Annotated in this window: 24 protein-coding genes and 1 other annotated feature; all 24 genes read left to right on the top strand. The window is 35.7% G+C overall.

The window, feature by feature from the left end; genetic code table 11:
- The first annotated feature begins 33 nt into the window (after positions 1–33).
- The gene (gene mraY, locus EK386_RS03565; RefSeq protein WP_126657654.1) at positions 34–1,008 is read left to right on the top strand and encodes a phospho-N-acetylmuramoyl-pentapeptide-transferase; all 975 of its coding nucleotides are present in this window, start codon (positions 34–36) and stop codon (positions 1,006–1,008) included.
- Positions 1,005–2,354, top strand: coding sequence for a UDP-N-acetylmuramoyl-L-alanine--D-glutamate ligase (gene murD / locus EK386_RS03560; protein ID WP_126657653.1), 1,350 nt, complete (start codon positions 1,005–1,007; stop codon positions 2,352–2,354). Before mraY ends, murD begins: the two co-directional genes overlap by 4 nt.
- Before the next feature lie 145 nt (positions 2,355–2,499).
- Positions 2,500–3,585 carry an FtsW/RodA/SpoVE family cell cycle protein gene (locus tag EK386_RS03555; RefSeq protein WP_255507882.1) on the top strand — a complete coding sequence of 362 codons (1,086 nt, stop codon included), beginning with the start codon at positions 2,500–2,502 and terminating at the stop codon, positions 3,583–3,585.
- 28 nt (positions 3,586–3,613) lie between these two features.
- Complete coding sequence (locus EK386_RS03550) at positions 3,614–4,456, top strand: cell division protein FtsQ/DivIB (protein ID WP_126657651.1); 843 nt, start codon at positions 3,614–3,616, stop codon at positions 4,454–4,456.
- Positions 4,431–5,162, top strand: a complete 732-nt coding sequence (locus EK386_RS03545) for a DUF881 domain-containing protein (RefSeq protein ID WP_126657650.1) — start codon at positions 4,431–4,433, stop codon at positions 5,160–5,162. Before EK386_RS03550 ends, EK386_RS03545 begins: the two co-directional genes overlap by 26 nt.
- A gap of 72 nt (positions 5,163–5,234) precedes the next feature.
- Positions 5,235–5,954 (top strand): DUF881 domain-containing protein, encoded by a 720-nt coding sequence (locus tag EK386_RS03540; RefSeq protein WP_126657649.1) that lies wholly within the window; start codon positions 5,235–5,237, stop codon positions 5,952–5,954.
- Between the two features lie 3 nt (positions 5,955–5,957).
- Positions 5,958–6,326 (top strand): small basic family protein, encoded by a 369-nt coding sequence (locus tag EK386_RS03535; protein ID WP_126657648.1) that lies wholly within the window; start codon positions 5,958–5,960, stop codon positions 6,324–6,326.
- Positions 6,327–6,424: 98 nt separating this feature from the next.
- Entirely contained in the window at positions 6,425–7,714 is a 1,290-nt protein-coding gene (gene ftsA, locus EK386_RS03530) for a cell division protein FtsA (RefSeq protein WP_126657647.1), read from the top strand.
- 34 nt (positions 7,715–7,748) lie between these two features.
- Positions 7,749–8,909 (top strand): cell division protein FtsZ, encoded by a 1,161-nt coding sequence (gene ftsZ / locus EK386_RS03525; RefSeq protein WP_126657646.1) that lies wholly within the window; start codon positions 7,749–7,751, stop codon positions 8,907–8,909.
- A 325-nt stretch (positions 8,910–9,234) separates the two neighbouring features.
- Entirely contained in the window at positions 9,235–10,059 is an 825-nt protein-coding gene (locus EK386_RS03520) for a sigma-E processing peptidase SpoIIGA (protein WP_126657645.1), read from the top strand.
- 26 nt (positions 10,060–10,085) lie between these two features.
- The gene (sigE, locus tag EK386_RS03515) at positions 10,086–10,793 is read left to right on the top strand and encodes an RNA polymerase sporulation sigma factor SigE (RefSeq protein WP_126657644.1); all 708 of its coding nucleotides are present in this window, start codon (positions 10,086–10,088) and stop codon (positions 10,791–10,793) included.
- Positions 10,794–10,897: 104 nt separating this feature from the next.
- The gene (gene sigG, locus EK386_RS03510) at positions 10,898–11,680 is read left to right on the top strand and encodes an RNA polymerase sporulation sigma factor SigG (protein ID WP_126657643.1); all 783 of its coding nucleotides are present in this window, start codon (positions 10,898–10,900) and stop codon (positions 11,678–11,680) included.
- 648 nt (positions 11,681–12,328) lie between these two features.
- Positions 12,329–12,565, top strand: coding sequence for a PRC-barrel domain-containing protein (locus EK386_RS03505; protein WP_126657642.1), 237 nt, complete (start codon positions 12,329–12,331; stop codon positions 12,563–12,565).
- Positions 12,566–12,751: 186 nt separating this feature from the next.
- Entirely contained in the window at positions 12,752–13,420 is a 669-nt protein-coding gene (locus tag EK386_RS03500; protein WP_126657641.1) for a YggS family pyridoxal phosphate-dependent enzyme, read from the top strand.
- 17 nt (positions 13,421–13,437) lie between these two features.
- A complete protein-coding gene (locus EK386_RS03495) occupies positions 13,438–13,920 on the top strand; it encodes a cell division protein SepF (protein WP_126657640.1) in 483 nt (160 codons plus the stop codon).
- Positions 13,921–14,022: 102 nt separating this feature from the next.
- The gene (locus EK386_RS03490) at positions 14,023–14,301 is read left to right on the top strand and encodes a YggT family protein (protein WP_126657639.1); all 279 of its coding nucleotides are present in this window, start codon (positions 14,023–14,025) and stop codon (positions 14,299–14,301) included.
- A 132-nt stretch (positions 14,302–14,433) separates the two neighbouring features.
- Entirely contained in the window at positions 14,434–15,219 is a 786-nt protein-coding gene (locus EK386_RS03485; RefSeq protein WP_126657638.1) for a YlmH family RNA-binding protein, read from the top strand.
- Positions 15,220–15,317: 98 nt separating this feature from the next.
- A complete protein-coding gene (locus EK386_RS03480; RefSeq protein WP_126657637.1) occupies positions 15,318–15,872 on the top strand; it encodes a DivIVA domain-containing protein in 555 nt (184 codons plus the stop codon).
- A 233-nt stretch (positions 15,873–16,105) separates the two neighbouring features.
- Positions 16,106–16,352: a binding site (T-box leader), on the top strand.
- A gap of 49 nt (positions 16,353–16,401) precedes the next feature.
- Positions 16,402–19,161 (top strand): isoleucine--tRNA ligase, encoded by a 2,760-nt coding sequence (gene ileS, locus EK386_RS03475; RefSeq protein WP_126657636.1) that lies wholly within the window; start codon positions 16,402–16,404, stop codon positions 19,159–19,161.
- A gap of 156 nt (positions 19,162–19,317) precedes the next feature.
- Entirely contained in the window at positions 19,318–20,109 is a 792-nt protein-coding gene (locus EK386_RS03470; RefSeq protein WP_126657635.1) for a DeoR/GlpR family DNA-binding transcription regulator, read from the top strand.
- Positions 20,110–20,123: 14 nt separating this feature from the next.
- Entirely contained in the window at positions 20,124–21,392 is a 1,269-nt protein-coding gene (locus EK386_RS03465) for a class-III pyridoxal-phosphate-dependent aminotransferase (protein WP_126657634.1), read from the top strand.
- Positions 21,393–21,433: 41 nt separating this feature from the next.
- Positions 21,434–22,444, top strand: coding sequence for a phosphotransferase enzyme family protein (locus EK386_RS03460; RefSeq protein ID WP_126657633.1), 1,011 nt, complete (start codon positions 21,434–21,436; stop codon positions 22,442–22,444).
- A gap of 26 nt (positions 22,445–22,470) precedes the next feature.
- Positions 22,471–23,847 (top strand): ethanolamine permease, encoded by a 1,377-nt coding sequence (gene eat, locus EK386_RS03455; protein ID WP_126657632.1) that lies wholly within the window; start codon positions 22,471–22,473, stop codon positions 23,845–23,847.
- 41 nt (positions 23,848–23,888) lie between these two features.
- Positions 23,889–24,635 carry an HAD family hydrolase gene (locus EK386_RS03450; RefSeq protein WP_126657631.1) on the top strand — a complete coding sequence of 249 codons (747 nt, stop codon included), beginning with the start codon at positions 23,889–23,891 and terminating at the stop codon, positions 24,633–24,635.

Below are 24,635 nucleotides of genomic sequence, written 5' to 3'. Positions count from 1 at the left end.
TTAGGAAGAACAAGACTTTAAAGGAGATTTAACATGACAATTACAACAACAATAACCATTCTAGTAGCTTCATTTTTAGCTTCAGTGGTTTTAGCTCCAATAGCAATTCCAATCTTACGTCGTATGAAATTTGGACAGAGTATACGGGAAGAAGGTCCACAATCTCATATGAAAAAGGCAGGTACCCCAACGATGGGTGGTATCATTTTTCTAATATCAATCATTGCTACGACGGTCATTGTTGGGAATATATATCATTTGTTTACAACGCAATCGGTTGTAATGATTCTTGTACTAGCTGGTTTTGGTCTAATTGGGTTTTTAGATGATGGCATTAAAGTAATCTTTAAACGTAATCTAGGATTAACTTCTTTGCAAAAGTTAATTGGGCAAATTATTATCTCAATTGCATCCTTCCTATTATTACGTTTAGGTTCATTTGATACTTCGATTAGCATACCGTATACAGATTGGTCAATTGACTTAGGGATTCTATATGTTGGCTTTTTAATTTTTTGGTTAGTTGGTTTTTCCAATGCCGTCAATTTAACAGACGGTTTGGATGGATTAGTAGCTGGTACAGCCTCGATTGCCTTTACTGCATTTGGCGTGATTGCTTTATTTAATGAACAATACGATGTGGCGTTATTTACCTTTGCAGTTACCGGCGCATTACTTGGATTTTTAATTTTCAATGCAAATCCAGCAAAAGTATTTATGGGTGATACTGGCTCACTTGCTTTAGGTGGTGCTCTTGCCCTTGTTTCTGTGTTAGTAAAAGCCGAATTATTACTTCTATTAATTGGACTTGTCTTTGTAATAGAAACATTATCGGTGATTTTACAGGTTGGTAGCTATAAATTACGGAAGAAGCGTATATTTAAAATGAGCCCAATTCATCACCATTTTGAATTATCAGGTTGGTCTGAGCGAAAAGTAGTCGGTGTCTTTTGGTCAACAGCATTATTTGTGGCGTTAATTGCAGTAGTAATGGAGGCATTAATATGATTGAATTTACAAAACTACAACATAAAAAGGTATTAGTATTAGGATTGGCTAAAAGTGGTGTTGCAGCTGCGGAGCTACTTCATCAGCTAGGAGCTTTCGTAACGGTTAATGATTCAAAGCCCTTTGATGAAAATCCTCAGGCGCAAATGCTACTTCAAAAGGGCATTACAGTGATCTGTGGGCGTCATCCAGAAGATTTGTTAGATGAAGGTTTTGAATTAATTGTGAAAAATCCAGGAATTCCTTATTCTAATCAAATTATAGCGGATGCTATTAATCGAGGCTTGCCAGTAATTACAGAAGTTGAACTTGCTTATTTAATTAGTGAGGCGCCAATTATCGGCATTACGGGAACAAATGGCAAGACAACAACAACGACATTAATTTTTGAAATGCTTCAAAATAGTAAAAAACAACCTTTAATTGCAGGGAACATTGGAACGGTTGCTTGTGGAGTAGCTGCTGAAGCGAAAAAAGAGAATATTATTGTAACAGAGCTATCATCTTTCCAATTAATGGGGACAGTGGAGTTTAAACCGCATATTGCGATTTTAACAAATTTATTTGATGCGCATCTTGATTATCATGGCACTTTCGAGGAGTACGCGGAAGCAAAATTTAATATTACAAAAAATCAAGATGAACAGGACTGGTTCATTTATAATGCAGACCAAGAATTTGTAGCAAAATTTGCGGAGCGTTCAAAGGCGAAGAAAATTCCTTTTAGTTCAAGTGGACGAACAGAAGAGGGGATTAGTGCCGATGAAGAGACAATCTATTGGCAGGGTAAGCCTTATTTAAGTCGAGCAAACATTGCATTACCTGGAAAACATAATTTAGAAAACATTTTGGCGGCTCTTGCTACTTGTATTTTATTTGATTGTGACAAAGCATCGGTAGAAGAAGTTCTAAAGACTTTTACTGGTGTTCGTCATCGTACTCAATTTGTACGAGAATGGAATGGTCGGAAAATATACAACGATTCAAAAGCAACGAATTGTTTAGCAACAAAAGTGGCATTGAATGCATTTAAAGAACCAATTGTATTAATTGCAGGCGGTCTTGATCGTGGTCATTCCTTTGAAGATTTACGAGATTCCATGCAAAATGTGAGAGCGGTAGTTGCTTATGGCCAAACAGGTGAACGTTTCATCGAATTTGCGAAATCCTGTGGTATTGAAATAACAGTTCTTGCTCAAAATGTTGAAGATGCAGTAAAGCAAGCAGCACCGATTTCAAACAGTGGAGACGTGATTTTATTGTCACCAGCTTGTGCTAGTTGGGATCAATATAAAAGTTTTGAAGTACGTGGCGATCTGTTTATCGATGCTGCAAATCAACTCTAACTTTATTAAAGTGCTTAGGATTATTGCTTAAGCTTCTAAGCACATTCCTTTAAATGTTAGATGGTATTCGTATGTTTTAGTTTGAACTGTCACTAGCTCGAGCAATTTTTCTTATTTAATAAGTTCTTATGAAAGGATGCCTTAACTGAAGTTTACTTATAAAAGGCTTTTCATTATCTCTGCGTTCCTTTTATCAATGGTAGGTATTATTTTTATTTATTCCGCTGGTACATATTGGAGTTCCATTCATTACGAAGGACAACTACCCTTTTATATAAAGCAATTAGTGTACTTGGTATTAGCGATTGCCGTATTTATGTTTGTAGCGAATATGCCTCTATTCACATTAGAAAAAACGTGGATTACTCTATATGTATTTTCGTTATTATTGCTTGTATTGGTGCTTGTTCCAGGGATTGGACTAGTGCGAAATGGTTCGCAAAGTTGGATTGGTTTAGGGCCACTCACAATTCAACCAGCGGAATTAGCGAAAATCACAACATTAATGTATTTAAGCTTCCTGTTAAGTAAGGTGCGAAATGATGAACGTGTTGTACAAATAAAGCATTTTGTGATCATTCTTCTTCCATGTGCTTTAATTATGTTACAGCCTGACTTTGGTTCTGTGTTTATTCTCGTTGTTTCCGCATTTATCTTGTTATTTATTGCGAAATACCCAATTAAGTTATATGTTGGATTTATTGTGCTTGGTGTAGTTGGATTAGTCGCTTTAATTGCTTCTGCTCCGTACCGTCTAAAGCGTATTGAGGCATTCATCAATCCATGGGCAGATGCTTTAGGAAGTGGCTTCCAAGCGGTGCAATCATTACTTGCTATTGGACCAGCTGGACTGTTGGGACATGGCTTCCAAGAAAGTCGACAGAAATTTCTTTATTTACCTGAACCACAAAATGACTTTATTTTTTCAATAATTTTAGAGGAAATTGGTTTTTTAGGTGGCTGTGTTGTTTTAGTTTTATTTGGGTTATTCATTTATTCAGGCTGTGGATTAGCTATTCAATCTTTAAAAAGTTCAGATTTTTATGCAATCTCAGCTTTAGTTGGCATGGTAGGTTTCCAAGCGGCATTAAATATTGGCGTAGTCATCGGATTAATACCAGTAACAGGGGTTACATTACCTTTTATTAGTTATGGTGGTACATCCTTAATGATTATTTGGTTTGTCGTAGCAATCGTCGTAAGTATTTCAAACCGAACCGAAAATGTATAGTTTACGAAAGGAAGGAGGAGTAAAAATTATGGACAAAGTAATTGACATTGAAGATCGTATACCAACATTAAGAGAAAAAAGAAGAAGAAGAACTAATTTTAAATTTACCGTATTAATCTTTTTGTTTTTCATTACATTATTTTTACTCCTTTATTTCCAATCGCCATTTAGTGATATAAAAAAGATTAACATATCTGGGGCAGAGCTTGTCGATAATGAAGAATACATAAACTATTCTGGTTTGCAAACTGGAGATTCAATGTGGGGTTTCCGTGAAGGAGAAGTGGAGAAAAGTATAAAAGAACAGCATTGGGTGAAAGATGTACAAGTTAAAAGAAAATGGTTAACGACGGTTGAAATAAAAGTAGATGAATGGCAAAAAGTCGCTTATATTTCAAAAGACAATGTATTTTATCCAATGTTAGAAAATGGTGATGTTTTTAAGGAACCAAGTACGATGGAGCCAATTGATGCACCATTATTCTTACAGTTTGAGGATGAAAAGTTAAGAAAACGTCTATTAAAAGAGTTAGCTAAGTTGGATACTACAGTTTTGGCATTAATATCCCAAATTAATGCAACTCCTTCTAGTGCGGATCCTTACTCTATCACGTTGTATATGAATGATGGGTATGAAGTAAGAGCAGAAATAACTACATTGGCCAAAAAATTAAATTATTATCCATCCATTGTTGCACAAATTGAAAATACGGGTGATTTTGAAAAAGGGATTATTGATATCGAAGTCGGTTCCTATTACAGATCTTATAACGACGAGTATACACAGCTTAATCTGAATTTTGAAGAAGTAGAAGCAGAAAGTGAAGGACAGGAAGTGTTGGTTGATGAAGAAGAAACCATTACACAATAAAAAAAACAAATTTACAAGAAAACAGTTCATCGTACTAATTGTATGCATCGCAACCGGATTTATGATTGGATATTCCTATAAACTTACAAAAGATGAAGTTAAAGTGAATACGTCATACCTGGAACAAGAAGAGTCCTATCGGGAAGATTTAATTTCTCAAAAAGAGCGTAATAAAGAATTAATTGAAGAATTAATTGCTTTGCAAACAAAGCGTAGGGAATATGAAAAAACATTTGCAGAAAACGAGGAAGACTATGACCACTTACTTCAAGAAGCAGATAAGTTACGCTTATTACTAGGTGAGATTCCAGCTTATGGAGAGGGAATTAGGGTGATTTTAAAGGATAGTGAATATGATCCAAATTCACCAAACCCGAATGATTATATCGTTCATGAAAGTCATGTGTTTGCTGTCATCAACGAGTTGAAAATTTCCGGCGCCGAAGCAATTACAGTGAACGGGCAAAGAATTAAAACCGATTCCTTCATTCGCTGTAATGGTCCGGTCATAACGATAGATGGCAAACAATTTCCCGCACCTTTTGTGATTGAAGCAGTTGGAGATGCTAAGGCACTTCATACGTCTTTAAAAATAGTAGGTGGCGTGTTTGATCAATTATTAAATGACCGAATTGTTGTTACAATTGAAGAAAGTAGCTTAATTGAAATGCCATCAATAAATGATAATGATGAAGGTGTAAGTTAGTTACTTTAGTACATGGTTTTTTTCGCAGCTGAATGAGCCACTTACGCATTTCTATGAAAGGAGGATTTGTGAGTGGATAAGAAAGTTATTACCAGAATTACGGTAGTGTCATTTATTGTAGGGGTCATGATTGCAGTTCAATATAATACAGTACAAATGCCAACAACAAGAGATACACGTGATATTTGGGAAATACGCCAAGAATTATCAGAAGAAAAAAAACGTCACTCCGAATTGCTCTCAGAAATTGCAACATTGAGCTCTGTAGTTGAGGAATATGAAAATAATGATACGGAAAGTCAAGCGCAAATATTAAAAGATACTGTAGAGGAATTAAAACAAAGGGCCGGTTTAAGTAGTATAACAGGTCCAGGAGTTGTATTAAACATTGTTCCAGCAGCTGAATTGCTTGAAATGGGATTTCAAATTGAGCCTATATCGCCTAATTTATTAATTCGATTAGTGAATGAGATTTACCGATATAATGGTCACTTTATTGAAATCGATGGACAAAGGCTCGTTCATACGTCAGCAATTCGTGATATAAATGGAAAGACCACTGTTAATGGTGTTCCAATCGATAGTACAAATATTGATATATACATTATTACGGAAAATTTTGAAAAAGCAGAAAAACTATATAGTTACTTATTTGCCTCTGCATTTCGTGATGATTTTTATCTCGATAATTTAAGTTTAGTCATTAATGAAGCACAACCAAGTATTACGGTAAGTGCGTATGATGGTAATTTATCCAATACTTATTTAGTTGAAAATGACAAAGGGGAATAGAATATGTGGTTACCATTTCTTGGTTTACTTTTAGGACTAGCTTTAGGTTTACTTACCGATATTCATATTCCTGCAGTATACGAAAACTACTTATCAATTGCTGTTCTTGCTGCCCTTGATACGCTTTTTGGTGGTATAAGGGCAAACTTGCAACAAGTATACGACGATAAAGTGTTTCTTTCGGGGTTTTTCTTCAATATTGCTTTAGCTGCAGGGTTAGCATTTTTAGGTGTTCACTTAGGCGTTGACTTATATTTAGCTGCCATTTTTGCCTTTGGTGTCCGACTATTCCAAAATATTGCAGTCATTCGACGAATTTTGATAACAAAATGGGAAGAGAGACATATAAAAAAAGATGAAAATGCAGTATAATAGCTATAAAATTGTATGGGGTACTTGAATTTATTTAGACAATGCATTTGAATTACAATAGAATGAACATAGCACAGTAATCGAAGGAGGTGCGGTAGGTGAATCACCAAGATATTTATATTTCACTAGATATTGGTTCAACTTCTATTAAAGTCTTGATAGGAGATATTACAGATAATCAACTACATGTTATTGGTGTAGGTAACGCTAAATCTAATGGAATTCGTAAAGGCACGATTGTTGATATAGATGCAACGGTACAATCCATTAAAAAAGCAGTAGACCAAGCGGAGCGAATGACAGGGATAAAAATAGATGAAGTAGTGCTCGGTATACCTGCAAACCAAACAACTCTCCAACCAGTTAAAGGTGTTGTCGCAGTCAATAGTGAAAATCGTGAAATAACTGATGATGATTTAGAGAGAGTTATTGAATCCGCACAAGTAATGTCGATTCCACCTGAGCGAGAGCTTGTAAATTTAATCCCACGTCAATTTATTGTGGATAATTTAGATGAAATTAAAGATCCTCGTGGTATGATTGGTATTCGTTTAGAAATGGATGCAACAATGATTACAACTTCTAAAACTTTAGTTCATAATGTTTTACGTTGCGTAGAACGAGCTGGTTTAAGAATAAGAGAAATTTATTTGCAACCTTTAGCAGCGGGCTACTTCTCTTTAACGGAGGATGAAAAAAACCAAGGTACTGCCTTTATTGATCTAGGTGGTGGATCTACAACGATTGCAGTTTTTGAAGATGGATTATTAACACGAACAGGAGTTATCCCTGTTGGTGGCGAACATATAACTAAGGATTTATCAATAGTACTAAAAACCCCTACTGAACAAGCTGAATTAATAAAAAAACAGTTTGGACATGCGTTTTATGATGATGCATCCGATGACGAGATTTTTGAAGTCCCTGTTTCAGGAACTGATGCAACAGATCAATATAGTCAAAAATTTATCTCTGAAATTATTGGTGTACGTCTAGAAGAAATGTTTGAACTTGTTTTAGACGAACTAGTAAGATTAGGGGTACGTGATTTACCTGGTGGAATAGTTCTTACAGGTGGCGTTGCCCAGTTAGAGGGTATTGCACAACTAGCAAGACAGATTATGCAAACACGTGTAAGAATTTATACGCCAGATTATATTGGTGTGCGTGAACCATCATACACAACTGCAGTCGGATTAATCAGATATGCACACTTAGAGGATGATTTTTACGGTAGAAGCCCGAGTGAAACACCTGTTTATGCAACAGCTGGAGCAGGTTCAACTCCTCCTAAGAAACAAGCGAATACATCTGAAAAAGAGAGCAACCAGAATAAAACAAGCGTAATTAACAAAGCGAAGAAACTATTTGATAAGTTTTTTGAGTAATTTCTGAAAGACTAGTGTGGCAGGAGGAGAAACGATGTTAGAATTTGATACGAGTATAGACCAACTAGCTAACATAAAAGTAATTGGCGTTGGCGGTGGCGGAAATAATGCAGTAAATAGGATGATTGAACACGGTGTTCAAGGTGTTGACTTTATTGCAGTAAATACGGATGCACAAGCTTTAAATCTATCAAAAGCAGAGTATAGATTGCAAATTGGTAATAAATTAACTAGAGGACTAGGTGCGGGGGCAAACCCAGAAGTAGGGAAGAAAGCCGCAGAAGAAAGTCGTGAACAAATTGAGGAAGTTCTACGTGGAGCAGACATGGTCTTCGTTACTGCTGGTATGGGCGGAGGAACAGGTACAGGAGCTGCCCCAGTTATAGCGTCAATCGCACGTGATTTAGGAGCCTTAACAGTTGGTGTTGTAACGCGTCCGTTCTCGTTCGAAGGTCGTAAACGTCAAACACAAGCAATCGGCGGTATTTCATCAATGAAAGATGCAGTCGACACACTAATTGTTATACCAAATGATAAATTACTTCAAATTGTTGATAAAAGTACGCCAATGCTTGAAGCTTTCCGTGAAGCAGATAATGTTTTACGTCAAGGTGTTCAAGGGATTTCAGATTTAATTGCAACACCAGGTCTTATTAACTTAGACTTTGCAGACGTAAAAACAATTATGTCTGATAAAGGTTCAGCATTAATGGGGATCGGGATTGCGACTGGTGAAAACCGTGCAACAGAGGCTGCGAAAAAAGCCATTTCAAGTCCATTACTTGAAACATCTATTGACGGAGCAAAAGGTGTAATTATGAACATCACAGGTGGATCGAACTTAAGTTTATTCGAAGTTCAAGAAGCGGCTGATATCGTTGCTTCTGCATCTGATGAAGAAGTAAATATGATTTTCGGTTCGGTAATTAACGAAAATTTAAATGATGAAATAATCGTAACAGTTATTGCTACAGGTTTCTCTGACGACATTGTGGAACAACAACGTCAAAATACACGTCCGATGGGTACAATTCGTGGTGGTAGTCAAACTTCTCAACCACAACAACAAGCACCAAGTCGTGAGCGTGTTCAAGAACAGCCTGTCCAACAACCAGAACCGACACGTCAAGTTCAACAACAGGATGATTTTTTAGAAATTCCTACATTCTTACGCAATCGACGTAATCGTGGATAAGTATTTGAATATTCGACAAAAGAAGCTTCTCACTCTATAGGTGGGGGGCTTTTTTATGGGATTTAGAGACTGAAAAGTTATTAATATAGCTTTTTAGTCTTTTTTTATTTCACTTAAATGAAGCGGTTTGATAATGAGTGATGCTTATTTCGTAGGTTAACCTACGAAATTAATTAATTTGCTAAGAAAAATGATGATTGTAACAATATGTCAAAATATTTAGATTTCTAGAATATAATGTCTAAATTATTTTTGTGTTTACTACGACGGTTTGACATTTTCTACATCAAGCTAGTGTTAATCTTTTAACTAGGAGGACGCAAAAATGATTGGAGAATTACTCGTACTATACAATACGTTGTTTAACTATTTTTTATTAAAGTTTACACAAGAAATAACGGGATTGTATGTAAAAAGGAGTAGATTACTTCTAAGTGCGTTTTGTAGTGGATTAATTGCATCTATATTTTATCAATCCTTGTTCGGTGCATTCGTTAGTTTTATCGTTTTAATTGGACTAGCTTTTTCATTTCGTTTCCAGTCGTTGTTAAAACAAGGAACAGTCCTTTTTCTCACTACGTTCTTCCTCGGTGGCGTTTTAACAAGTTTACTACCCTTTTTACTTAACCAATCCGAACTATTATTTTTTATTTTATGTACAGCGATTGCCTTTTTGAGTTTAACAACAATTCACGCTAAATGGAGACAGATGAGTAAAGCGAAAATACAGCAATCTTTTGTGGTACATTGTGAGCTTGAATTGTTCAAACAGAATTATGAACTAAAGGGTTTTATTGATACGGGCAATGAATGTATAGAACCGATGAGCGGGAAGCCAGTACATTTTCTTTCATACAATGCGGTTAAAGAGGCATTACCAAAAAATTTTAACGATGCATTATTAGCATGGGATGAGAAAAATCCGTATCAATTAAATATGTTTCCTTCAAACGTTTTTCCAAAAATCCGAATTTTGACATTGTCCACTGTGCAACAGGATAAGTCGACAGTTCTTGCATTCCGATTCGATCGGTTAAAAATTATTGGAACTACCGAGAAGGAGATCTTTGAGCAATATGTCGTGTTTACTAGACAAGATGCAAGGTATCCACAAGAAGCGCAAATGATTCTTCACGTTTTAGCGTTATGAAAATTACGCATAAAGGGGGAAAATGATTGTTTAATAGATTAATCAACCTATTTAGAAAAATTTGGAGTAAGTTTCGTACTAAAGGAACATACTATATAGGAGGGCACGATTCATTGCCAGTACCATTGACTAGAGAAGAAGAAACGACAGTTATTGAAGCCTTTATGAATGGTGATTTAAGAGCACGTGACACACTAATTGAAAGAAACTTACGTCTTGTTGTATATATAGCTAGACGTTTTGATAACACAGGTACACCGATTGAAGATTTGATTAGTATCGGTTCCATTGGCTTAATTAAAGCAATCGAAACATTTAATACTGAAAAAAATATTAAATTAGCCACATATGCATCACGTTGTATTGAAAATGAGATTTTAATGCACTTAAGAAAGACAAGCCGTATGAAAGGTGAAGTGTCATTAGATGAGCCTTTAAACTCTGACCCAGATGGTAATGAATTATTACTATCAGATATTTTAGGGACAGAAGAACAGATTATTATGAATGATGTAGAAAAGAAAATTGAACGCGCAACAATGTTCCAAGCCATTAACGGATTAAGTGAGCGTGAGCGATATATAATGGAGTGTCGTTTTGGTTTAAATGGCAAACAGGAAATGACACAAAAAGAAGTGGCCGATCATTTAGGAATTTCACAATCCTATATTTCGCGACTTGAAAAGAAAATTATTTTAGATTTACGTGAACATTTAAATCAACCCATTTCTTAAGGAATTGGATGAAATTGGACGAATAATTTGTGCATACTCTTCTTTTTTCCGGACAAACTGAAAAAACAGTTCAGAGACAAAAAACTAGTTCGGAGGAAAAGAAGATGGTTCGTACTAAAGTAGAACTTTGTGGTGTAGATACTGCTTCTTTGCCAGTTCTAAAACATGAAGAGATGAGAGAGCTGTTCGTTCGCCTACAATCTGGAGAAGAGTGGGTAAGAGATGAACTAGTCATTTGCAATTTACGACTTGTATTAAGTATTGTTGGTAGATTTTCTTACCGTGGTGAACAGGCGGATGATTTGTTCCAAGTGGGATGTATTGGTTTATTAAAGGCTATTGATCACTTTGATTTGAAACATAATGTTCGATTTTCAACGTATGCAGTACCAATGATAATTGGTGAGATCAGAAGACATTTGCGTGACCATCATGCATTACGTGTCTCACGATCATTGCGAGACATCGCCTACAAAGCGATGCAGGCAAAGGAAGCATTTATTTCAGAAAATTTATATGAGCCAACAATTGAGCAACTGGCAGAAGCAATTGAAATGAAGAAAGAAGACGTTTTATATGCTTTAGATGCAATTCAGGATCCTCTATCTCTTCAAGAACCAATCTATTCAGATGGTGGAGATGCAGTCTATATCATGGATCAATTAAGAGATGATGATGTATCAGAAGATCAATGGGTTGCGTATGTTAGTGTAAAAGAGAGCATGCAAAAATTAGATGAAAGACAGCAAATGATTCTTTCCAAACGATTCTATTATGGTGAAACACAAACTGAAATTGCAAAATCACTAGGCATTTCTCAAGCGCAAATTTCACGTTTAGAAAAGAATGCAATTGAGACAATGCAAAAGGACTATAAATTAGGATAATGACTGAGCGCACTTTTTTTAAGTGCGTTTTTATTTTGCGAAGTATAAAATTACAAATTTAGCACAGTGACTAATTTCAGCACCAAGCCTCTTTGAAACTTCAACTTTCTCCTATACATGTTAAACTCACTTGTTAGAACTCCCCAGTTTTTTTCGGGGCTGTCCAAAAAGTAAATAAATTCACCCATTAGTATCAAAAGACTAATTATTTTTGCTATACAAATTTGTTAATTGTAATGGAAATCAACAATAAGAGAACGATTATTAAATTACGAAACGCTTAGGAAGCTAACTTAAGTTAGAAAACGCGGCCTACCACTGTAAGCCGCGCACGAAATTATGAAGGATAAGTTGAAGTTATCCTATGTGAGTGGACCTTACACAAAGCATGAAGACAAGTCGTAAAGACATACACAACATGGCTTTGCGGCTTGTGTGCTAAGTCCGCTCACTAAGTAATACTTTTTTGAATTACTAATAACAATAATGAAAGTAGTTTTTTTATGTTTCATTTGTCTACCTAATTGGGAACATGCCACTTATTAAGCAGCCACTTTCTTATGAAAAGTTTTTAGTAATCGGAATTCTTTCAACATATATATGATATAAAAATGTATTTTTGAGAATTTATTATAGAAAGGAGATTTTATGCGCTTTTCAGCTGTGCAACAAAAGGAGATTATCGAAGCGGGTAATGGTCGATTTATTGGATATATTATTGATGCAGAAGTTTGTGAAAAAACGGGGAATATTATTGCCTTTCTAGTAGCAGAGCCAAAAAAGTTTATGTCGTTTTTGCAAAGTGATGAACATGTGAGAAAAGTCCTGATTAGTGATATTTTAGTAGTAGGTAAAGATGTCATTCTTGTGAGAGAGCTTTCTTAATAGGAAATAAGTATAAATTTTTAGAAGGTTGAATAGTGTCTAGCTAGAGGCGCTAGCTCCTTTCGAAAAAATTTTTGTAGCTGAGCGAGCGCCTTTCGCTTTTCTAATTAGGTCGTGCTATTCATTGAAAATTACTATACAGATTGATACAATGAAGGAAACTATTGATGTAAAGTTGGGAATAACGTGACAAAGATTATTCATAATTTGGAAAGTATTAACGAAAAAATTAATGAAGCGAAAAAAAGAGCACAAGTAACACAAGATGTGAAAATTATTGCAGTAACAAAACAAGTGTCGATTGAACGAACTTCTGAAGCAATCGAAGCAGGTTTAATTCATCTTGGAGAAAATCGTCCAGAAGGATTATTAACAAAAAAGGGCGAATTTAATAATCAAGCAAAATGGCATTATATCGGCAGTCTACAAACAAGAAAAGTAAAACAAGTGATCAATGAAATAGACTATCTTCACTCCTTAGACAGATTAAGTTTAGCAGAGGAAATAAATAAACGAGCAATCAATCCAGTTAATTGCTTTATTCAAGCCAATGTTTCAGGTGAAGAGTCAAAGCATGGACTTAGTACAGAGGAAGTTATTCCATTTATTAAAAGCCTACAACAATACGATAAGATTCGTATTATTGGTTTAATGACCATGGCACCAAATACAGACGATGAAACGGTAATACGTAAAGTTTTCCGGGATTTAAAAAATCTACAACAAGAAGTTGTTAAGTTAAGTTTACCTTTTGCACCTTGTGAGGAACTTTCCATGGGGATGTCAAATGACTTCGAAATAGCAGTTGAAGAAGGCGCAACATTTGTAAGAATTGGAACAGCTCTTGTTGGATAGAAAAGAGGGGATCGAGATTGAGTATGAAAAACAAAATTAAAAATTTCTTTTACCTTGAAGAAGAGGAAGAAGTACAAGAAGTTGAAACCTCAAATCAGCCAATTAATATCGTAAAAGAGCAACCGATCGTTAAGTCTCGACCAAAAAAGGAACGAAAAGTTGTGGAAATTGAAACGAATCATCAACATCACAATGTCGTGAGTTTACAAGCGGCTAATTCGACTAATTCATTAAAACAATCAAAAGTTGTCATTGTCGAACCCCGTGTTTATGCAGAAGCGCAAGATATTTCAGACCATTTAAAAAGTAAACGTGCGATTATCGTAAATTTACAAAGAATTGATCGTGAAGCAGGAATACGTATTATCGACTTTTTAAGTGGAACTGTTTATGCACTGGGTGGAGATATCCAACGAATCGGAAATGATATTTTCTTATGCACACCTGATAATGTTGAAGTTTCAGGCGAAATATCAAATTATTTATATGACGATCATTAACTTCATTTCTGTTAAGGATGAAGTTAGCTTCTAAATTATATGTTTTGGACATGTAATATAAAAAAGAAGCTAAATTAAAAGTAAAGAGGGTAATTTATTTTTATGGCATTTGTATCTATTCTTAATATCATTTCAATGGCCTTTTCAATCTATTCTTTTATGCTAATTATTTACATTCTTATGTCTTGGGTACCGGCAGCACAAGAGTCATCATTTGGCCGACTGCTGGGTAAGTTATGTGAACCATATTTAGGCTTCTTTAGAAAATTTATTCCGCCAATTGGCATGATTGATATTTCACCGATTGTTGCAATTTTTTTATTAAACTTTATCGAACGCGGTGTAAGAATTGTTGTGTTAAACTTATATAATATGTTCTAACATCTCCCCTACAAAAGTGGGGGTTTTTTTACATTAAAGATTTGGTAGAATGAGCCAATAGACTGCACATTTCTTATAATTTATTCTATTTGGGAAATAATATAATACATTGTATAAAAGAGAGCTGACAAAATGGAACATGTAATACAACATTTTCGCAAAGAAGAACAACCTTTTATTGAAAAAGTGATTGGGTGGCAACGAGAGGTAGAAGATCGATTTTCACCAAAATTATGTGATTTTTTAGATCCACGGGAACGGTTTATTGTGCATTCGATTATTGGGCAAAGTGGTGAGCTCCTAGTAAAATCGGAAGGTGGATTTTTGGAAGCGGAACGACAACGACTGTTAATCTATCCAAATTATTTCGAACCTACTTTTGAAGATTATCAAATTACAATATGTTCAATTCATTATCCTTCTAAATTTATTCAATTAAAACATCCGGATGTATTAGGAGCTTTGCTATCTATAGGTTTAGGGCGTAGTAAATTTGGGGATATCCATATTGATGGTGAAACAATCCAATTTGCAGTAGCAAAAGAAGTGGAAGAATACGTTAAAGTAAATCTTACGAGTATTGGTAAAGCGAAAGTAAGAGTAGAGTCAATAAAAGATGCGTCAAATCTAATTCAAATGGTCGAAGAATGGGTAGATAAATCCTATACTGTTGCTTCTATGCGTTTAGACGTAATCCTCGCTACTGTTATGAATCTTTCAAGACAAAAATCTCAAGCATTAATATTAGCAGGCAAGGTGAAAGTGAACTGGTCTGTTCGTGAAGACACTTCTTTTGAAATTCAAGAAGGGGATATCATTTCAGCAAGAGGGTTTGGAAGATTGAAAGTTCTTATGACAGAAGGACGAACAAAAAAAGATAAAATTCGACTTCAAATAGGACGTTTAGAGCAAAAATAATCAATTAAAGTAAAAAAATACGAATTTTTGATGTCATCTGTTAGTTACCGAGTTATAATATGGTTATCTAGTTTAAACGAGAAAAGGAGTGTTGACAAATGCCATTATCACCTCTTGATATACATAATAAAGAGTTTACTCGAGGTTTTCGCGGTTATGCTGAAGACGAAGTAAATGAATTTCTTGATCAGATAATAAAAGATTATGAAATCATATTGCGTGAGAAAAAAGAGCTCGAAGAAAAGGTAAAATCGATGTCCGAGCAGATGAGTCGTTACAATACATTAGAAGAGACACTGCAAAAGTCAATTGTCGTTGCACAAGAGGCAGCAGAAGAAGTTCGACGTAACTCACAACAAGAATCCAAATTAATTATTAAAGAAGCCGAAAAGAATGCGGACCGTATTGTGAACGATGCATTAGGAAAAGCACGTAAAATCGCAATTGAAATTGACGAGCTAAAAAAACAATCAAAAGTATTCCGTAATCGTTTTAAAATGTTAGTAGAGGCTCAACTTGATTTATTAAACACGGATGATTGGGATCATTTAATGGAGTATGATGTAAGTTTAACAAACATTCAAAACCATCATCGAAACGAAGATGAAGATGGATTTGAAGTATCAAAAGATGAGTTAAGTAATCTTTTATAATTTTTTAGAAAAGTGTCAAGCTTCAGGTGCTAGCCCCTTCGCTTTTCTGATTGTCTAGCTGCGAACGCTAGCTCCTCGAAAACTTCGGTGCTATCTGCAAGGGCAAAAGGCGCCCTCTTGCCAGCCCCTCCAGTTTTTTTCGGAGCTGAACGAGCGTTCTTCGCTTTTCTTTATACTTGACTGATTTTGTCGATTTCCATATACTGATATTCAAGTATGGATTTTTATATATTTCAATAGTATTGATGGAGACAGTATTTTTGAAAGTGGATTTTAGCGATTCGAGGGTGGTGAAAGCTCGAACGAAGCATTCAAAAAGAAAATCACTCCTGAACTAAATTACTGAAAAATAAATGCGTTCAGTAAGTAATTTCGTCTAACACGACGTTATAGTGTCTAAGAGGTAATTTCGATCGTTTTTTGCTACGTCGATTTTGCAAATTAGGGTGGTACCACGAGTAATAGTTTCTCGTCCCTTTTTGGGATGGGGAACTTTTTTTAATTCAATTTAATTTAGGAGGATATTGGAATGGTAGAGTATAAAGACACGTTATTAATGCCAAAGACAGATTTCCCAATGCGCGGAAATTTACCAGCAAATGAACCAAAAATGCAAGAAAAATGGAACGAGATGGATATTAACACACTCGTAAATGAACGCACAAAGGATCGCCCTCATTTCGTTTTACATGACGGTCCTCCGTATGCCAATGGAGATATCCATATCGGTCACGCGTTAAACAAAGTCATTAAAGACATGATCACTCGTCATCGTTCTATGACAGGTTATCATGTACCTTATGTTCCTGGTTGGGATACGCATGGTTTACCAATCGAGCAAGCTTTAACGAATAAAGGTGTAAAGCGTAAAGAATTAACTGTTGCAGAATTCCGTGAGCTTTGTGAAAAATATGCTTACGAACAAATCGAAAATCAAAAAGCTCAATTTAGACGTTTAGGCGTGCGCGGCGATTGGGAAAATCCATACATCACGTTAAAACCAGAATTCGAATCACGCCAAATTGAAGTGTTCGGTAAAATGGCGGAAAAAGGCTATATCTACAAAGGATTAAAACCAGTATATTGGTCACCGTCATCTGAATCGGCTTTAGCAGAAGCTGAAATTGAATATAAAGATATTAAATCACCATCGATTTATGTAAGTTTTGAAATCAAGGATGCAAAAGGGGTAGTGCCAGAAGATGCAAAATTCATCATTTGGACGACAACACCTTGGACAATTCCAGCTAACTTAGGGATTTCATTAAATCCAGAAATTACGTATGTAGTAGTTGCAGTGAATGACAAAAAATTCATTATTGCCAAAGACTTATTACAATCCGTTTCTGAGACGTTAGAATGGGAAAATCCAGAAGTTGTTCAAGAAGTAAAAGGCGAACAATTAGAATATGTCGTGGCAAAACATCCGATTTATGACCGTGACTCACTGATCATGGTTGGTGATCATGTAACAACGGAAGCAGGTACTGGATGTGTTCATACGGCACCTGGTCACGGGGAAGACGACTTCATGGTTAGTAAAAAATATGGCTTAGAAGTATTAAGTCCAGTAAATGACCAAGGTTGCTATACACATGAAGCACCAGGATTTGAAGGGTTATTCTACGATGATGCAAATAAAGTGATCACAGAAAAATTAAATGAAGTAGGCGCACTCGAAAAATTATCTTTCTTCACGCACTCATACCCACATGACTGGCGTACGAAAAAACCGGTTATTTATCGTGCGACGCCACAATGGTTCTGTTCTGTAGAGGCATTCCGTGGAGAGCTATTAAAAGCGGTAGAAGATACAACATTTACTCCAGCATGGGGTGAAACTCGACTGTATAACATGATTCGTGACCGTGGTGACTGGTGTATTTCTCGTCAACGTGCATGGGGTGTTCCAATTCCTGTGTTCTATGCAGAAAGTGGAGAAGAAATTATTACACCAGAAACGATTGCTCACGTTTCAAAGTTATTCCGTGAGCACGGTTCAAATATTTGGTTCCAACGTGAGGCGAAAGATTTATTACCAGAAGGCTTCACACACCCAGGTAGTCCAAATGGTAAGTTCTCAAAAGAAAATGACATTATGGACGTATGGTTCGATTCTGGCTCATCTCACCAAGGTGTGCTTGTAGAACGTGGCATGAAATACCCAGCGGATCTATATCTTGAAGGTTCTGACCAACACCGTGGATGGTTCAACTCTTCATTAATCACTTCTGTTGCGATTAATGGATATGCTCCATATAAAGGGCTTTTAACGCACGGATTCGTTCTTGATGGGGACGGCCGTAAAATGAGTAAATCTTTAGGAAATGTTATCATTCCTGAGAAAGTAATGAACCAATACGGAGCAGACATTCTTCGTCTATGGGTTGCTTCTGTGGATTATACAGGCGATGTACGTATTTCTATGGATATGCTAAAACAAATTTCGGAAGTATATCGTAAAATTCGTAATACGCTTCGTTTCCTACACGGGAACGTTTCGGATTTCAATCCTGAAACAAATCGTGTAGCTTATGAAGAGTTACGCGAAATGGATCAATACATGTATATGCGCTTGCAGGATGTATTGAAACAAGTGCGCAATGCTTATGATCGATATGAGTTTGCATCTGTTTACCATACGATTAATAACTTTGTGGCAGTGGAATTATCTGCATTGTATTTAGATGTTGCAAAAGATGTTGTATATATCGAGGCAGTAGATAGTAAAGAGCGTCGTGCAATGCAAACAGTAATGTACGATACACTGTTAACTTTATTAAAAGTGTTAACACCAATTTTACCGCATACAACAGATGAATTATGGTCTTACCTAAATGCAGAAGAAGCATCCGTACAATTAACGGATTTCCCAAAAGTTGACGAACGTAGTAACTTCCCAGAATTACGCACGAAATGGGAAAACGTAATTGAGCTTCGTGACGAAGTGTTAAAAGCATTAGAGGAAGCGCGTAATGCCAAAACAATTGGTAAGTCATTAGAAGCAAAAGTGACGATTTACGCAAATCCAGATGTGGCACAGTTATTAAATGATGCATCTGTTAACTTTGCACAAAGCTGTATCGTTTCACAATTAGTTGTAGTTGGATCAAAAGAGAGTGCACCAGAAAATGCCCTTATCTTAGAGCAAACTGCAATTGTTGTTGAAAAAGCAGAAGGTGAAAAATGTGAACGTTGCTGGTCATACTCAGAAACAGTAGGCTCACACGAAGCACATTCCTCATTATGTAGCCGTTGTGCAGATGTTGTAGAAAAACATTATGCATAATTAATAAAAAGTTAGTGGTCTTAACGGATCACTAACTTTTTTTGTGCTTTATAAAGAAACGAGTCTCTCTAATCCACATAAATAAAAATAACAATGTGTAATCTTGTGAGATGTTGTGGAATATATTGAATTACTAAAACTGAAGTTGGTGGTAAATTGTCACTTTCATTTGAAGAAAGAAAAAAAGTAATTTTAGACCTATTAGAATTAAATGGAAAAGTTAAAGTAAGTGATGCAGAATCTATTTTAAAAGTTTCGGGGGAAACCATTCGTCGAGATATGGAACGATTGGAAAAGGAGGGGTACTTGCACAAAGTTTATGGCGGTGCAGTGAAGGTGAAAAATCAGTTTGAACAATCGTTTGAACAAAAGGTCATGATTAATAATTTAGAAAAGCGGCTAATATGTAAAGCCGCTGCAAGTATGGTTGAAGATGGTGAAGTGATTTTTATCGGTTATGGTTCCACAGCCTATGAAATGGTTCGTTTTTTAACGGATAAAAAAAACGTAACAATCATTACAAATTCACTCCCTGTTTTACTATTGGCAACGGAATGTTTTCCAGGAAAAATACTTTTTTCAGGAGGTGAATATGAAAAAGAGCAAAAATTTACAGGTGGTCCTTTAGGAGAATTATTTTTTAATCAAATACGAGCTTCAAAAGCATTTATTGCTGCTGGAGGAATCTCATTGAATGATGGGATAACAGATTATGAAATTCCTGGTGCCAGTATTTCTAAAAAAATGATTGAGCGAGCAGATAACGTCATTATTTTAGGAGACCATACAAAGTTTGGCATTTCTACTTTTGCGAAAATTTGTGACTTAAAAGATGCATCCATGATTATTACAGACAAAAACTGTTCTATTCAATGGCAAGAAAAATTATCCAATTTACAAATTGATCTTTTAATTGCTAGTGAAAAATATGAAAATCTCATCATATAAGGGTGGCGAACGAAATGAATTTTTTCGAAAATAAAAAGGATATCTTACAAAAATCAATTAATTGGTGGAACCCAGGGAAAACAAAACAGTGGCAAGAAGATGGAATTGATCTCGTAATTGGCAAAAGAGAAGGATATTACTTCTATGATATGGATGGAAAAAAACTAATGAATGTTCATTTAAACGGTGGCACGTTCAACTTAGGACACCGAAATCCTGAATTAATTGAAGCATTACTTGAGGCAACGAATTATTTTGATATTGGGAATCATCATTTCCCATCCATTACAAGGGCACAACTTGCTGAACAACTAGCGCAATGTACGCCAGAGGGTTTAAAGTATACGATTTTCTCAAGTGGTGGTAGTGAAGCAATTGATGTGGCGTTAAAGTGTGCGCGGTATGCAACGAAACGTAAAAAATTTATATCCATTAAGAATGGCTATCATGGCCATACAGGGTTAGCTGTCTCATTAGGAAACGAACGTTATTCGAAAGTTTTCCTTAGTGAAGGGGATCCCAATGAATTTGTTCATGTACCATTTAACGATTTATCTGCAATGGAACAAGAACTTTCAAAAGGGGATGTAGCGGGTGTCATCATTGAAACAATCCCAGCAACGTATGGATTTCCACTACCATTACAAAATTACTTAGCAACGGTCAAAGCAATGTGTGAGCGCTATGGTTCCGTATATATAGCAGATGAAGTACAAACTGGGTTAATGCGAACGGGCAAGCTATGGGGAATAGAACATTATGGTGTAAAACCGGATATTTTAGTTACTGCAAAAGGTCTTGGTGGCGGCATCTATCCAATTGCGGCAACAGTGGTAAATGAACGCGCCGGTGGATGGATGAATGAGGATGGACTAGCACATATCTCTACATTTGGTGGTGCTGAACTAGGATGTGTCGTCGCAAGTAAAGTATTAGAAATTTCCCAACGTCCACAAGTAGTTAAAAATGTTGATTATGTAGCTAGATATTTAAGATCAGGACTAGAACGTATTCAACAACAATATCCAGATTTCTTTGTTGGCATAAGACAACTAGGTGTCGTAATGGGGCTTGAATTTGATCATCCAGAAGGTGCTAAATATGTGATGAGTTCTTTATACAAACATGGAGTATGGGCAATTTATTCAATGCTCGACAATCGAGTTTTGCAATTTAAACCTGGTCTATTGTGTAATAAAGCATATTGTGATGAACTACTTGAAAAATGTGAAGCAGGTATAAAAGAAGCGAGTCAACAAATAAAATATAGTTTCACACGCTAAGTCGAAAAGAGAGATAGAAACTAAAACAGGGGGATGTTTCTATGGAACAATTGAACAATATTGCTTTAGATGGGGTGTTACAAACATTTCATGATGTAGCAAAGGAATCAGTGAAAAGATATCATTTTTTAAACGGTGCACATGTAAAAATGATTGATTACTCAGAAAACGCTACGTATTTAATTCAAAAAGAAAAAGAGAAATATATATTGCGTGTGAATCGTCCAAATTATCATAGCAAAGAAGAAATAGAAGCGGAAATTAACTGGTTGTTAACATTACATGATGAATCCGCAATTGAAGTATCGTTACCGATCAAGGCCGATGATGCTACGTTTGTGAACTCGGTGGAAATACACGGTATTACTTATCATAGTTCCCTATTTACATTTGTTGATGGGAAAGCGCCGGATGAGGACAAAGAAGAAGATTTAGTAAGGCAATTTGAAACGATTGGTAAAATTTCAGCAACGTTTCATAAATATATAATTGAAAACCATGATCAATATAAAAATTATAAACGAATGACTTGGGATTGCGAAACAATATTAGGGGAAAATCCGAAATGGGGCAAATGGCAAGATGGGTTAGGATTTACGCCTGAAAGAATTGCTTTATATAACCGCGCTTCCAAAACAATTAAGCGAAAGCTAGAGAAATTTGGAAAGGATAAGACTCGTTATGGCTTGATTCATTCGGATTTACGATTAGCAAATCTACTACTAGATGGAGAGAAAATTAAAGTCATTGATTTTGATGATTGTGGGTTTTCATGGTACCTTCATGATTTAGCTTCGTCATTAAGCTTTATTGAACATAAGCCCTATGTAAAGGATCTTATACAGTCCTGGCTAAAGGGATACTCAACAATAAGAACCCTTACAGATGAGGAAATTGAAATGATTCCAACATTTATTTTAATGAGACGATTGCAGTTAATCTCTTGGATTGGAAGCCGTGATAATGATACGGCGAGATATTTTGGCGAAGAATACACGATTCAAAGTGATCCACTCGTTTTAGATTATTTAGCAAAGTTTGAAAAGAAATAAATGAAAAAATGGAAATGGGGGATTCAATGTCATCAAAAAAAGAGACAGTTTCATTAAAGAAAGCGTTAACACCTATTCATTTATGGACAATTGGCGTTGGAATAGTGATTTCAGGGAACTATTTTGGCTGGAACTTCGGACTTCTTGAATCGGGTTATTTAGGTATGATTATCGCGACCGTAATTATGGCAATTATGTATTTAACTATGACATTAGGGATTTCTGAATTAGCGACCGCATTACCTTATGCAGGTGGACCCTATTCCTTTGCAAGAAGGGCGATGGGGAAATATTTCGGATTCATCACAGGTGTCGGTGTCGTTTTACAATACGTCATTGCAGCACCGATCATTGCAATTGGAATTGGTGGATACATTAGTTTCTTATTTCCGGCTGTATCAACTGTAGCTGCTGCCGCCATTATGTATATCTTTTTCATGATTATTCACATTGTCGGAATTAAAGAGTATGCAACGCTTGAAATGATATTAGTATTTATCGCCTTAGGATTACTCGCTTTAATGTATTTTGTCGGATTACCTCAAATTCAAATGGAAAATTTATTCTCAAGTGACTCCGCATTAATTCCTGGTGGATTTGCAGGGGTATGGTCGGCATTACCTTATGCTATGTGGTTATTTTTAGCAATTGAAATGTTGCCGATGTTGTCAGAAGAGACACGAGATGTACAAAGGGATATGCCAAAAGGGTTAATTTCAGGCATGATTACATTGTTAATTTTATCCGTATTGACAACAACTGTAGCAATTGGTTTAGCAGGGATTGATGTGTTAGCAACAGCCGAAGATCCACTTCCTGCCGCATTAGCAGCAGCTTTTGGTGATACGTATTGGTTAGCTCAAATATTAGCATCCATTGGTTTAGTTGGTTTAATTGCAAGTTTTTCTGGTGTAATATTAGCCTATTCCCGTCAAGTATACGCGTTATCAAGAGCAGGCTATTTACCAAGTTTCCTATCGCTTATGCATAAAAAACGTCAAACACCATATATGGCCATTATTTTACCAGGCTTTATTGGGCTAGCATTAGTAATTTTATTTAATCCTGATGATTTAATTTTAGTTTCAACATTTGGTGCACTAATATCCTATATTACAATGAATTTATCGGTACTCATTTTAAGAAAAACAGAACCAAACTTAAACAGAACTTTTCGAACTCCTTTTTATCCATTCACGCCGATCATCTCACTCATATTAGCAATCATCGCAATCTTTGCTAGCTTCTTTGCAAATATAACGTTCTTCTTTGTATGTATCATCGTCTTTGCGCTTGCTAGTCTTTATTACTATCTATGGGCAAGACATCATATTAATGAAGATGCGCCAGAAGAACGCTTTAGTAAAGAACAAAACTCTTCAACTATCACACCAAATGATTAATCCGAATCATAACGAAAATAAAACTTTATAGGAGAAAAACTATGCCAAATGACAAATGGGTATTTTTTGACAAAGATGGTACGCTCATCGATTTGTTCAGTATTTGGATACCCTGGAGTAAATCTGTCTATTTGTATATCACAAATTCATTGGAAGAACCATTTCCGCTATCTGAAAGAGAATTTATTATGAAACTTGGCGTAAATGAGGATGAAATGTCTATTGATATTACTAGTCCGTTAGCAATTGGAAGTATTCTTGAATCGCAAATTATTACAGCCTTTATCCTCTATGAGAACGGCATTCGTTGGGATCAAGCTATGACCATTGCAAAAGGTGCTATGGACTTTGCTAATGAACAAAAAAAGGTATTAGAAGTAAAATTGCTACCTGGAGTATATGAACTTTTGCGACAGTTAAAAGCAAATGGAATAAAGATGGGTGTCGTAACAGCTGATATTACATCGAATGCAGTGTATATGTTGGAAAAAGTACAACTAAGTCACTTCTTTGATTTTATTTATGGAAGTGACTTGGTGGAAAATAGTAAGCCATCACCAGATTTAGCCTACTTAGCAGCAGAACGACATCATATTAATCTATCGAAGGTCATAATGATTGGCGATTCCAATGCGGATATGCGTTTTGCGAAAAATGCTAGGTTATTACAGGGTATTTGCATAAATTGCAATGGTCAAAATCATTCTAACAATTTCCCTGATGCTGATGTAATCATTGAAAAATATGATCATAAACTAGTTAATAGAATTTTGGGAAATGAGGGGTAA

Origin of the sequence: Lysinibacillus antri, from assembly GCF_003977595.1 — a bacterium.
Classification (GTDB): Bacteria; Bacillota; Bacilli; order Bacillales_A; family Planococcaceae; genus Ureibacillus; species Ureibacillus antri.
Note: the sequence above shows the minus strand (reverse complement) of the source record. Positions and strands in the feature narration are given on the sequence as shown.

Excerpts from the sequence above, each read along its gene's own strand:
- mraY (WP_126657654.1), top strand. The coding sequence starts at position 34 with ATGACAATTACAACAACAATAACCATTCTAGTAGCTTCATTTTTAGCT.
- murD (WP_126657653.1), top strand. The coding sequence starts at position 1,005 with ATGATTGAATTTACAAAACTACAACATAAAAAGGTATTAGTATTAGGA.
- EK386_RS03550 (WP_126657651.1), top strand. The coding sequence starts at position 3,614 with ATGGACAAAGTAATTGACATTGAAGATCGTATACCAACATTAAGAGAA.
- EK386_RS03545 (WP_126657650.1), top strand. The coding sequence starts at position 4,431 with ATGAAGAAGAAACCATTACACAATAAAAAAAACAAATTTACAAGAAAA.
- EK386_RS03535 (WP_126657648.1), top strand. The coding sequence starts at position 5,958 with ATGTGGTTACCATTTCTTGGTTTACTTTTAGGACTAGCTTTAGGTTTA.
- ftsZ (WP_126657646.1), top strand. The coding sequence starts at position 7,749 with ATGTTAGAATTTGATACGAGTATAGACCAACTAGCTAACATAAAAGTA.
- EK386_RS03520 (WP_126657645.1), top strand. The coding sequence starts at position 9,235 with ATGATTGGAGAATTACTCGTACTATACAATACGTTGTTTAACTATTTT.
- sigG (WP_126657643.1), top strand. The coding sequence starts at position 10,898 with ATGGTTCGTACTAAAGTAGAACTTTGTGGTGTAGATACTGCTTCTTTG.
- EK386_RS03505 (WP_126657642.1), top strand. The coding sequence starts at position 12,329 with ATGCGCTTTTCAGCTGTGCAACAAAAGGAGATTATCGAAGCGGGTAAT.
- EK386_RS03490 (WP_126657639.1), top strand. The coding sequence starts at position 14,023 with ATGGCATTTGTATCTATTCTTAATATCATTTCAATGGCCTTTTCAATC.
- EK386_RS03485 (WP_126657638.1), top strand. The coding sequence starts at position 14,434 with ATGGAACATGTAATACAACATTTTCGCAAAGAAGAACAACCTTTTATT.
- EK386_RS03480 (WP_126657637.1), top strand. The coding sequence starts at position 15,318 with ATGCCATTATCACCTCTTGATATACATAATAAAGAGTTTACTCGAGGT.
- ileS (WP_126657636.1), top strand. The coding sequence starts at position 16,402 with ATGGTAGAGTATAAAGACACGTTATTAATGCCAAAGACAGATTTCCCA.
- EK386_RS03465 (WP_126657634.1), top strand. The coding sequence starts at position 20,124 with ATGAATTTTTTCGAAAATAAAAAGGATATCTTACAAAAATCAATTAAT.
- EK386_RS03460 (WP_126657633.1), top strand. The coding sequence starts at position 21,434 with ATGGAACAATTGAACAATATTGCTTTAGATGGGGTGTTACAAACATTT.
- eat (WP_126657632.1), top strand. The coding sequence starts at position 22,471 with ATGTCATCAAAAAAAGAGACAGTTTCATTAAAGAAAGCGTTAACACCT.
- EK386_RS03450 (WP_126657631.1), top strand. The coding sequence starts at position 23,889 with ATGCCAAATGACAAATGGGTATTTTTTGACAAAGATGGTACGCTCATC.